This is a genomic window from Moorena producens PAL-8-15-08-1, assembly GCF_001767235.1.
GTDB lineage: Bacteria > Cyanobacteriota > Cyanobacteriia > Cyanobacteriales > Coleofasciculaceae > Moorena > Moorena producens_A.
Map to the genome: position 1 here is coordinate 3,593,982 of NZ_CP017599.1, position 12,752 is coordinate 3,606,733.

The 12,752-nt window shown below is 48.7% G+C and carries 2 protein-coding genes; both read right to left on the minus strand.

What is annotated here, in order from left to right; all coding sequences use genetic code 11:
• Nucleotides 1–104 precede the first annotated feature (104 nt).
• Nucleotides 105–7,955, minus strand: a complete 7,851-nt coding sequence (locus BJP34_RS13485; RefSeq protein ID WP_070392793.1) for a non-ribosomal peptide synthetase — start codon at nucleotides 7,953–7,955, stop codon at nucleotides 105–107.
• A complete protein-coding gene (locus BJP34_RS13490; protein ID WP_070392794.1) occupies nucleotides 7,952–12,751 on the minus strand; it encodes a type I polyketide synthase in 4,800 nt (1,599 codons plus the stop codon). Before BJP34_RS13490 ends, BJP34_RS13485 begins: the two co-directional genes overlap by 4 nt.
• Nucleotide 12,752: the final 1 nt, after the last annotated feature.

A 12,752-nucleotide genomic window follows, 5' to 3' on the forward strand; every position in this document is an offset into this window, starting at 1 on the left:
GAAACGGGCAAGATGCCCGTTCCACGCCTGATTCCCGTTCCACGCCTGATTCCCGTTCCACGCCTGATTCCCGTTACACCCACCGGGTCAAACAGTAAAAAGCTTCAATCCTCCACAAATCCACTTTCTCTAAAGAAGGAGAGGTAAGTTTTAAATAAATCCTGATTAACCTCGGGTAACTGGATACCACTTCCCTTTAAACCATCAACCACATTGCGACAATCGTACTCAATCAAGTTTGTTGTGTTTGTTGTGTTTGAGGGTGATTCCGGGAAGTTGGGTAAGTAAGGGTAGAGAGGATTTTCCATATCCTCTATCAACTTGGAACGCCAATCAGTATAGTCAATTTCTTCCAAGCTATAGCCCAGGGAGCGCACCCAGTCAAAAATTTCCCTGAAAGGCACCGATTTCGGATTAATTAAATGGAACGCCTTTCCAAATAAACGGTTTTGTTGAGACAGGCAAACAATCGCTCGGCTGACATAATCTACTGGAACGAGGTTTTCTGAAAAACCATTCCAGTTAGGAAAACTTTGGAGTCGAATACATCCTTTCACCAGTCGCGAGAGTAAGTCATCGAAACTAGATACACCGGTTTGACTGTGACCACTAATCCTCGACGGTCGATAGATAGTTATGGGCAAACCGCGCTCTTTCGCTTCCCAAACTAACTGTTCTCCTACCCACTTAGTCTGAACATAGCCTACGTTTGGTAAATCAGAATGATTGGTAGTTGCTGACTCGAGAATGGGTTGGTCAGTTTGGGATGTTGAGAATAGAGTAGAAACGTAATGAAGCGGTTTTATCTTTCCTAAACTAGCCAGTCTTAACACGTCTTGGGTTCCCAAAACATTCGCATCTTTTAAAAGAGCATAAGACCACAGATGATGAACCTTAGCTCCAACGTGATAAACCACATCAATGTCTTGGCATAAATTATTATACTCAGTTGCTGAGAGTCCAAAACGACTGGTTCCTAAATCTCCGATGATCGGAATAATTCGAGATGTAAAATTCTCACGCCATAATCCAGTTGCTTCTAACTTGTTCTTCAGTCTTTCTTTGCCAGCATCACGATTATCAGCCCGAACCAAACAATAGACAGTAGCATCCGTTGTGGTCAAGAGTTCAGAAAGTAAATGAATTCCCAAGAAACCCGTTGCACCGGTTAGGAAAATTCGTTCAATTGGACTGACGATTGGCGCGATCGCAGTTGATGGTTGAATATCTGGATCTAAAGCAGCTTCTGCTTCTAAATCCCAAGTCTGGGATTGATAGTTTCCAGTTACTAAAGCTTGGTCGATTGCACTAGCAAAATCAGAAACAGAGGGATAATCAAACAATGCCCTTAGAGATAAATTAATCTCGAAGGCTTCACGAATGCGAAACATCAGTTGAGTAGCCAATAGGGAATGACCACCTAACTCAAAGAAACTATCATCAAGGCTAATCGTTTCAGGGTGCAGGGAGAGAATTTCGGCAAAAAGACTAGCGATGCGAATTTGACTCTCTGTTTTAGGTGCAACGAACTCACTGCTGTGGCTGAAGGCAGGATCAGGGGCAGGTAAAGCTTTGCGGTCTATCTTACCACTGAGAGACAGGGGTAATGACGTCAGGGGCACCACTACACTGGGAACCATGTAGTCTGGTAACTGCTGTCTGGCATACTCTTTGAGAGCCTTAATGTCAAGATCATCATCCCCAACTACATAGGCTACCAGCCGCTTGTTCCCTGGGGTATCTTCCCGGGGGATGACCACGCATTCCTGCACCTGCTGGTGGCCACTGAGCACGGATTCAATTTCCCCGAGTTCGATACGGAAGCCTCTGATTTTGACTTGATGGTCAATGCGACCGAGGAATTCAATGTTGCCATCCCGGCGGTAGCGAGCCAAGTCTCCTGTCTTGTAGAGACGACCTTCGCCGAAGGGATTGGGAATGAATTTTTCTACGGTTAGCTCCGGGCGATTCAAATATCCTCGGGCTAGACCGATACCACCAATATGGAGTTCTCCAGGAATGCCAATCGGGGTAGGATTACCATTACTATCCAAGATATAGATAGTTCGATTCGGCAAAGGACGACCAATAGGCACTCGTGGCATAGAGCTATCGGTGTTTAAGGCTCCAGCAATATCAAATGTAGTTGTGGTAATGGTTGCTTCTGTTGGACCGTAAGCATTGAGCAAGCCGACTGAATCTAACCAGGGATTTTGTTGGCACAGTTGTTGCCAAAGTTTGATGGTTTCTGGTTGAAGCACATCGCTACCAGAAACCACTAGTCGCAGATCAGGTAGAGGGGGAGCATCTTCAGGATTTTGCTGTTGCCAGTGTAACCATTGGTGCCAGTAGCTGGGGGGGAGATTAACAAATGTCAGTTCCAGCTCCATCAATTTCTGGTGAAACTCAGGCACAGTCCACAGGTCAGGGTCTGTGAGCACCAAGGTGGCTCCACTGATTAAAGGGGGGAAGATTTCTTCTAGGGCAGCGTCAAAACTCAAAGAGGTAAATTGAAGAAACCGATCCTGACTGGTTACTTGATAATGTTCTGTAATGCCATAACAATGGCTAGCAATGGCCTGATGTTCGATTAAAACTCCCTTAGGTTGACCAGTAGACCCAGATGTATAAATGACATAGGCAAGGTGTTGGGGTTGGACATTGACAGAAGGTGCAACGGTATCTTGCTGGGCGATCGCTGACCAATCTGCATCCAAATAAACGACTTTTACCTCAGATTCGGGCAATCTTGCCCGTAACCCTTTGTGAGTGAGCAAAACAGAAATTCCTGAATCTTCCAGCATATAAGTCAGTCGAGCTGTAGGATAATCAGGATCGAGGGTGACATAAGCCCCTCCTGCTTTAAGAATCCCCAACAAGCCCACCACCATCTCTATAGAACGCTCCACACAAATGCCCACCAAGGTCTCAGGCTTCACCCCCAAGCCTTGGAGATAGTGAGCTAACTGATTAGCACGGGCATTCAACTCTTGATAAGTCAACTGCTCACCAGCAAAGACTACTGCCACAGCCTCTGGTGTCTGCTCTGCCTGTGTTTCAAATAGCTTATGAATGCAATGGTCTTGGGGATAGTCTACCCTGGTGTTATTCCACCCCACCAACAACTGCTGGCGCTCGTTGGTACTCAGTAACGGTAACTGCTCAACCCGTTCCTCTGGATTAGCCACAATCCCAGCTAGTAAGGTTTTAAAGTTGCTAGCCATCCGAACAATGGTTTCCCGGTCAAACAGATCACTGTTGTATTCCCAGTATCCAATTAACTCGGACGTGCTATCTATTATTGATAACGTCAGATCGAACTTGGCGATTTGCAGATCCTGTTTAATGGGGGTGAGGGTTAAGTTGGAAAACTGCTCATAAGTGGGTCTTTGCTGTAACTCAAACATGACCTGAAACAAGGGACTATGACTCAGGGAACGTTCTGGTTGCAGAATTTCCACCACTTTTTCAAAAGGAATATCCTGATGACTATAGGCAGACAGAGCAACCTGACGCACCTGCCCAAGCAGTTCTCTAAAACTGGGATTACCTTCAGTTCGAGTACGTAGCACTAAAGTATTAACAAAGAAGCCAATCAGGGATTCGGTTTGACCATGATGGCGATTGGCAACAGGAGTACCAATGAGCATATCCTCCTGGCCGCTGTAGCGTGAGAGGAGGACGGCAAAGGCAGCCAGCAAGGTCATAAACAACGTGCTATTAGTCCCTCGCGCTAAGGTTCGCAACTTTTGGGACAGAGCAGTGTCGAGCTGAAACTTGAAGTGCCCTCCCCGAAAACGTTGTACAGATGGTCGGGGGCGGTCTGTGGGCAAATTGATCGGGGAGCATACATCAGCTAACTGCTGTTTCCAGTACTCGACCTGTTGCTCAATCACAGGTCCTGCCAGCCACTGACGTTGCCAAACAGCATAGTCAACGTACTGAATTGGCAACGCTGGGAGGGGAGACGGTTGCCCAGCCACAAAAGCGCTATAGAGGGTTGAGAGTTCCTGTAGAAGCAGGTCTATTGACCAGCCATCCGAGACAATGTGGTGCAGGGTCAGGAATAGGGCATGGTCTTCTGGGGATAACTGCAACAGAGTAGCCCTGATTGGCCAATCCTGCTTCAGATCAAAGGGTTTCTCAGCTTCTGCGGTCGCCAATTTCTGGAGGTTCTGTTGGTGATTACCTTCCTGTATTAGCTCCACTACAGCTAACTTAAGCTCAGCAGAGGGATCGATTGTTTGCAGTGGGATACCGTTAACAACCTGAATGCGGGTGCGCAGAATACTATGGCGTTGAACAATTTCCTGAAGTCCTCGCTCCAAGGCCCCCACATCTAGTAAACCTTTAATTTCCAAGGCAAACGGCATGTTATAGGTGGCGTTAGGCTGTCCTTCTAGCTGATTGAGAAACCAAAGGCGGGCTTGGGCAAAAGAGAGGGGGAGGGGTTGGCCTTCGGACTCCCTTGGGACAATTTCTGGTACGGTGAATCCAGGAGTGATTTGTTGGCTGTGGGTAACGAGGGAGGCCAAACCCGCAACTGTAGGCGATTCAAATATAGCCCTCACCGGTAATTCAACCTCGAACGCTTCCCGCAGTCGAGAAATGACCTTGGTTGCCAGCAATGAATGTCCCCCCAGGGCAAAGAAATTATCGTGGATACCCACCTGTTCTTGACCTAATACCTTAGCTAGGATAGTGGCGATGACTGTTTCAGCTGGAGTGCTTGGAGCCACAAAATCTGTTGAGCGCCCTTGTTCAAAATCAGGAGCAGGTAACCCACGGCGATTAACCTTACCACTAGGGGTTAAGGGAAAGCTATCAAGGCCGACAATGGCACTAGGCACCATATAATCCGGAAGCTTTTGTTGAAGAAAATGCCTTAGTTCAGGACTACTAGCCTGCTGTTCACTTCTGATCACATAAGCAACCAAGGATTTATCCCCTGGGCGATCTTGTCTTACCATAACCAGGGCTTGGCTTACCATAGGATGTTGAGATAAGACCGCTTGAATTTCCCCCAGCTCAATCCGAAAGCCTCGGATCTTAACTTGATAATCGATTCGTCCGATAAACTCAATATTGCCATCCCGGCGGTAGCGAGCCAAATCTCCTGTCTTGTAGAGACGACCCTCGCCGAAGGGATTGGGAATGAATTTTTCTACGGTTAGCTCCGGGCGATTCAAATAACCTCGGGCTAGACCGATACCACCAATATGGAGTTCTCCAGGAATGCCAATCGGGGTAGGATTACCATTACTATCCAAGATATAGATAGTTCGATTCGGCAAAGGACGACCAATAGGCACTCGTGGCATAGAGCTATGGGTGCTTAAGGCTCCAGCAATATCAAATGTGGTGGTGGTAATGGTTGCTTCTGTTGGACCGTAAGCATTGAGCAAGCCCACTGAATCTAACCAGGGATTTTGTTGGCACAGTTGTTGCCAAAGTTTGATGGTTTCCGGTTGAAGCACATCGCTACCAGAAACCACTAGTCGCAGATCAGGTAGAGGGGGAGCATCTTCAGGATTTTGCTGTTGCCAGTGTAACCATTGATGCCAGTAGCTGGGGGGAATATTGACAAATGTCAGTTCCAGCTCAATCAATTTCTGGTGAAACTCAGGCACAGTCCACAGGTCAGGGTCTGTGAGCACCAAGGTGGCTCCACTGATTAAAGGGGGGAAGATTTCTTCTAGGGCAGCGTCAAAACTCAAAGAGGTAAATTGAAGAAACCGATCCTGACTGGTTACTTGATAATGTTCTGTAATGCCATAACAATGGCTAGCAATGGCCTGATGTTCGATTAAAACTCCCTTAGGTTGACCAGTAGACCCAGATGTATAAATCACATAGGCAAGGTGTTGGGGTTGGACATTCACAGAAGGTGCAACGGTATTTTGCTGCGCGATCGCTGACCACTCTGCATCCAAATAAACGACTTTTACCTCAGATTCGGGCAATCTTGCCTGTAACGCTTTTTGAGTGAGCAAAACAGCAATTCCTGAATCTTCGACCATATAAGTCAGTCGATCGCTCGGATAGTCTGGATCCATGGGGACATAAGCCCCCCCTGCCTTCAGAATGCCCAGTACCCCAAGGAGCATGTCTGGCGATCGATCGACGCACAAACCGACCAATATCTCAGGCCCAACCCCCTGGTTCTGCAAATAGTGGGCCAATTGATTGGCTCGATCGTTCAAGGCGCGATAAGTAAGTTGCCGATCCCCAAATTGTAAAGCGATTGCTTCTGGGTTAGCCTGGGCACATGCTTCAAATAAAGTGGTGACTAAAGTTGGTTTGGCCTGGAACGGTAGAATTGTTCCCAATCCCCACGAGAGCAACTGCTGCCGTTCTGCTGTTGTGAGTAGGGGAAGTTGTCCAATAGCCCGGTCGGGATGCGCTAGAATAGCCTCCAGTAAAGTTTGGAAGTGTCCCGTCATTCGCGCAATATCAATGGCATCAAAGCGATGGCTATCATACTCCCAGATACACTGTAACCTTTGCTCCGCCTCCGTTACAAACAAGGTCAGATCGAAGGTTTCAGTTGCCTGGGTTGTGGGCAAAGATTTCAGGGTCAGCTCCCCAATTTGCCGTTTACCGACGACTTCTCGCTGCAGAACAAACATGACCCGAAATAGAGGGCTATGGCTGAGGTCGCGCTCAGGCTGTAAAACTTCGACCAGTTTTTCAAAGGGTAAATCCTGGTGTTCCTGGGCATCCAAAACCTGCTGGCGTACCTGCCTCAGCAGAGTCCGAAAGCTCGGGTTTCCCTCCAGATTGAAGCGCAGGGCTAAAGTATTGACAAAGAAACCAATTAGCTGTTCAATCTGCTTGTGATTTCGACCAGCTAGAGGCACACCGATGGTTAAGTCTTCTTGGTCACTATAGCGGTAGAGGAGGATTGTATAAACCGCTAAAACAGTCATAAATAAAGTTGCCCCCACCGAGCGGCTCAGTTGCCGTAACTTCTCAGTTGATTCTGGGGCAATTTCAAAGGTTTCTCGACCACCCTGCACTGATTTTCCTGGCTGGTAACACTTAGTACTGGGCAGTTCTAGGGGCGGAGGCAGTGGAGCAAATTGCTGCTGCCAGTACTGCAATTGACGCTCTAGTTCTGCTCCTTGGAGCCATTGCCGCTGCCAAATCGCATAATCGGCGTATTGAATGGGCAAGGGTGGTAAAAGCGGGGTTTTTCCTGCACAGAAAGCTTGATAAAGTTCAGCGAACTCTTGTAGAAACACCCCTGCCGACCAGCCATCAAAAACGATGTGGTGAAAACTCAGCAGTAAAATGTGATGTTGGCCACTAAGACGAACAAGGGTCACTCGCATTAAGGGATCGCTGACCAAGTTAAACGGTGTTTGTTCCTCCTTACTCAAAAGTTTTTGCACTTCAGCTGTTTGTGCTGGCTCATTCAAGCTTTGCAAGTCCACCAGAGGCAACTGTAACTGCATATCAGCATGGATTGTCTGCTGAACTTCTTCTTCAATTACTTGGAAGTTAGTCCTGAGAATCTCATGGCGATGGACAATTTCTTGCAAAGTCTGTTTGAGGGCCTTCACATTGAGAGGCCCCTTTAATTCAAAAGGACTAGGAAGATTGTAATCTTTGCTGAGACCTGATTCTAGTCGATCTAGAAACCAAAGTCGCTGTTGAGCAAAAGAGAGGGGAATCGAGCCAGTGTGAGGTACTGGCAATAGAGTGGGTTGAGTACCTTCAGTGGCTGATAATAACTGTGGTTTTGTCTGGGAGTGCTGTTGTAGATAAGCAATGATTTCCGCTTTGCGAGCGGATAACTGTTCTTTAAGAACAGGGGTTAAAACACCTTTGGGAGCATTACACCGCAGGCGAACCTGTCCTAGATCTGTCTGTGGGTTACCATTGTTGGGATCTACCCAAACTTTAATATCTAGAGCATTGAGTTCAGCTAGAAAGTCTTGGATAGCTCTCACAGTTCAATTTCCTCCCTTTCGTTGGACTGGGAATCAGGGGTCGGTGATTTGGGTTGGCGAGACTCTTTCACAGAAGCCACTAACATGGCAATCGTGGGTGTCTCAAATAAACTAGCAACAGAAAGGTGACTTGCCATAACTTCCCGCAGTCGGGTCACAATTTGAGTGGCAATTAGGGAATCTCCCCCTAGTTCCAGGAAGCTATCGTTAATACCAATCGGTTCAATCCCTAAGATGTTTTGCCAAATTTCGACTACAGTTTGCTCATCTGTGTTTCGAGGGGCAATATAAGGGACAGATAAGTTGGGACGGGAATGGATAGTAGTCGTTGGTGTAGAAGCAGCTGTTGTTAGTGACGCTTTGGTCAGAGTTGCACTAGGCTCAGGAAGATGATTATCGAACTCTGATCTGGTCTCCTGCAGCTTCACCTGGAGATCTGTAGTTGAAACCAGAACTTGAGGAAAAGGTTGATGTAAAATTCGTGCAAATGCCTCAACACCTTCTGCTGGCCAAAGGAAGTCATCAAAATTGCGGTAATTGTTAGCTAAACGCGGATTGCGGGCTGCCGCTGCAGCTAGCCCAACCTCCTGCCAGCCATCCCAATTAATCGAAATAGTAAAGGAACTTCCTGTGGTGTTTTGCGCCCAAGCAAAGGCATCTAGAAAGGCGTTGGCAGCACAGTAATCGACTTGGCCAACAGCTGGCTGCACTGCATTCAAGGTAGAGAATAAAACCAAAAAATCAAGTTCGCAATCCTGCAACAGAGCATCTAGAATCAGAGTGCCTTGCAACTTACAGGCCATATGCTCGGTTGCGATCGCGCGAGTTTTCAATTGAATTAACCCACCACCGGCCACTCCAGCCCCATGAATGACACCGTGAATCCCACCGAACTGGGTGTGCGCCTGGGCGATCGCCCGTTCCATCCCCTGGTAATCAGTCACATCGGCGCAACAGATTAAAACCTCTGCCCCAAGGTCTTCCAATTGCTTGACCTTGCGAATTTTCTGACTGGTCGGGTTGTCTGAATCGTTTTCAGCCAGCCATTGAGGCCATGTTGCACGGGGTGGAATCGGGGATCTGCTGATCAGAACTAACTTTGCTTCCACGGTTTTGGCTAGGTAGGTTGCGATCTCCAGACCAATTCCCCCTAAACCACCGGTAATTAAATAGACCCCCTGGGGTTTGAGCCGTAATTGATCAGGGGTTACGGCAGGTAGGGGCACTTGCTCGAAGGTGCGAACCCAGCGATACCCTCCTCGGTAAGCGATCGCTGATTCGGTAATAGGAGTCCGTAACTCGGCCAACACCTTTGTGGCACTGGGCATTGTCACAGGATGATCGACATCGAAATCCAAGTCAATACTCCGACAAGTGATGTGGGGATATTCCGTAGGGATGATTTGAACCGGTCCCAACACTATTGCTTTTTCAGGGGCATTTAGCTCTCCACCCATAACTTCCTGCATGCCATTGGAAATTACTGTTAATTGGCAGGGTTGTGATGTGGTGTCGTGCTTGCCCAAAGCTTGTGCCAGGAACACCAGGCTATAAAAGCCCACATCCTGTATAGTTTCCAGAGTACGTAGTCTATCCTTCAGGGTTTGTGATTCTGAAAGTCTGGGAGTGGCAGTCACCGTCCAAAGGTGAACAATCCTCCTTGGCCAGTACCCTGTTGCCTTCAGATCTTGGATCAAAGTGTGGTAGTCTTCTGCTCGACCAGGATTCACACGATAGGATGGTGGATTAGTTTCCGTCCCGCTAGGATTGACAGATGGTTTCTCAAAGTTATCACCCATCTCAACAACACAAACCATTTCTCCCTCTGCCTGCAAAGCTTCCACAAGGGAAACTCCTACACCATAGGGATCGAGAAATACCAGCCAGGATGTGCCTGAATTAGTTGAAGCCAGAGGGTAGGGCAAGGAAACGCGCTTCCAGGAAGGCTGGTAAAACCAATCTGCTGGGTCGGCACTGCGGGTTGACCTATTATTACTGGGTACTAGTCTAACTGGCTCACTGGTGTTCGAACTAAACTTGGCTGTGGAGATTCCACCAGTTGCTGAATTCAAACCATTGTAAGACTCTGTCTGTTCAATCCAGTATCGCTGCCGCTCGAAGGGATAGGTAGGTAAGGGAATACGATAACAGGTCTGCTGACTGTAAACCTTCGACCAGTCTACTGAACTTCCACTTAACCAAAGTTGCCCCAAGGTTTGTAGGGCAAAAGCCATATCTGAGAGGTTTTCCTGGGGGTGACGCATGGAGTTAAGGACAACCTGCTCACTCCGCCGCTGTGAATGTCGCTTAGCGAAGGTGCTTAAGGTGCGACCAGGCCCAACTTCCAGCAAAATTTGTGTTGGCTTAGCTAGCAGTTGCTCCAGTCCCTGAGCAAATTGAACCGTACTGCGCAAATGCTTACTCCAGTAATACGGGTCAGTTGCTTGTTCTGCCGTAATCCAAGTGCCCGTAACGCTAGAAATAAAGGGCATCTGGGGTGGGTTTAAGGTCTCCTCTGCCACTGCCCGCCCATATACCTTTAGAATGGGCTCCATCATCGGGGAGTGGAAAGCATGGGAGGTATGCAAGGGACGGGATTCAATCCCCTGACTAGTTAGTTGAGATTCCAGGTCTGCGATCGCATCCACCGGTCCTGACACCACACACCGGGCTTCTTCATTGATGGCTGCGATCGCCCTTGGCGCGGCAATGCCCATCGCACAATCACCTCTGAGCATCGGTTGAAGTTGAGCTGCTGTCATGGGCACAGATAACATTCTTCCAGGGGGTAATTCCTGAATTAATCGTCCCCTGGTAGCAACTAGCCGCAAGACTGCTTCCAGCTCAAATACCCCTGCCAAACACGCTGCCACATACTCCCCGATGCTGTGGCCGATCGCACCGATTGGATCAATACCCCAGGATTGCCACAACTGGGCTAGGGCGTACTCAACAGTAAACAGTGCCGGTTGTGCGATCGCAGTTTGATTGAGCTGCTGAGTTGCCATAGCCTTTTGCTCTGGCTCGGGGTAAAGCAATACTCGTAAATCCAAACCCAATGTGGGTTCCAGAATCGCCGCACAGCGATCGATGTACTCTCTAAAGACCGGTTCACCCTCGTACAAATCCCGCCCCATGTTAACATACTGGGAACCCTGACCAGGAAACAAAAATATTACCGGTGCATTACCTGTTACGGCCTGTGCCCTCAGGCCAGGGGTAGCCCGCAATGCTGTCACAGCATCCTCAGCAGTGGTGGCAACCAACATCTGACGCTGGGGAAATGCCCGCCGCCCCACACTGAGGGTATAGGCTACATCCACTAACGGTATGTCTGGCTGCTGCTGTAAATGGTTGGCCAAGTTGGTGGCCATTTGAGCCAGGGCAGACTCGGTTTTTGCTGAAAGAACCAGGAGCTGGGGTCGAGCCGATGGGGTTGGCCGTGGGGATCGGATCGGAGCTTCTTCTAACACAACATGGGCATTGGTACCCCCAATCCCAAAGGAACTGACCCCTGCTCGCCGGGGATTCTCCTGACTTAGCCAGTCTCGCAAGGCAGTATTCACAAAGAAGGGACTGTTGGCAAAGTCAATCTTGGGATTGGGAGTTTGGAAATTCAGGCTTGGGGGAATCTGTCGGTGTTGCAACGCCAGCACGGTTTTGATCAGACCTGCCACACCTGCTGCTGTATCCAGGTGACCCACATTGGTTTTCACAGAGCCGATCGCACAGTAGCCAGTTTCTGCCGTTGTTTGCCGAAAAGCCCGAGTAAGGGACTCAATTTCAATGGGATCCCCTAACTCCGTGCCTGTCCCATGAGCTTCAACATAGTTAATCGTGTCAGCACTCACTTCAGCAACTGCCAGAGCTTCAGCGATCGCTATGGCTTGTCCGTCAACACTGGGAGCAGTAAAGCCTACTTTTAGGGCACCATCATTGTTGATGGCAGATCCTTTAATCAGGGCATAAATCGTATCCCGATCGGTTATTGCATCCTCAAGGCGTTTTAGCAACACGAGTCCTACGCCACTCCCCCCAACAGTCCCCTGTGCTTGAGCATCAAAAGCACGGCAATGTCCATCGGGGGACATAACCATGCCTGGTTGATAGGTATACCCTGCAATCTGTGGTAGCTTAATTGAAACTCCACCCGCAAGAGCCAGATCGCATTCCCCGTTCAGCAAACTCTGACAAGCGAAATGAACTGCCACCAGGGATGTGGAACAGGCAGTTTGTACAGCTACAGCCGGTCCGTTCAACCCAAGTTTGTATGCGACCCGTGTTGTGACAAAATCCTTATCCGTTGCTATCTTCAGTTGAAACGGGCTAACGGTTCCTTGAAGGGTTGGGTTGCCATAAAGGTGCTGTAGCAAATAATTATTAGTTCCAGCGCCGCCATAGATTCCAATTCTCCTTTTGTAGGTTGATGGATCGTACCCGCCTCCTTCCAAGCACTCCCAGGCACATTCAAGAAATAGACGCTGCTGTGGGTCGATTAACTCTGCTTCCCTGGCACTGAAGCCGAAGAAATGAGCGTCAAAATCTTCAATGCCATCGAGGATGGCATTGGCAGGGACGTAAGACGGCTGTGAGAACTGTGTGGCCCGAATCCCAGCCGCACCTAGCTCGGCATCTGAGAAGCGGGAGATGCACTCCACTCCCTGTTGCAAATTTTGCCAGAAGTCTTCCACGGTATTTGCCCCAGGAAAGCGACCAGACATAGCCACGATCGCAATATCGACATCCCGCAAGTCGTTACCAGCATCATTAGAATCAATAACCTGCTCCCATTCCATG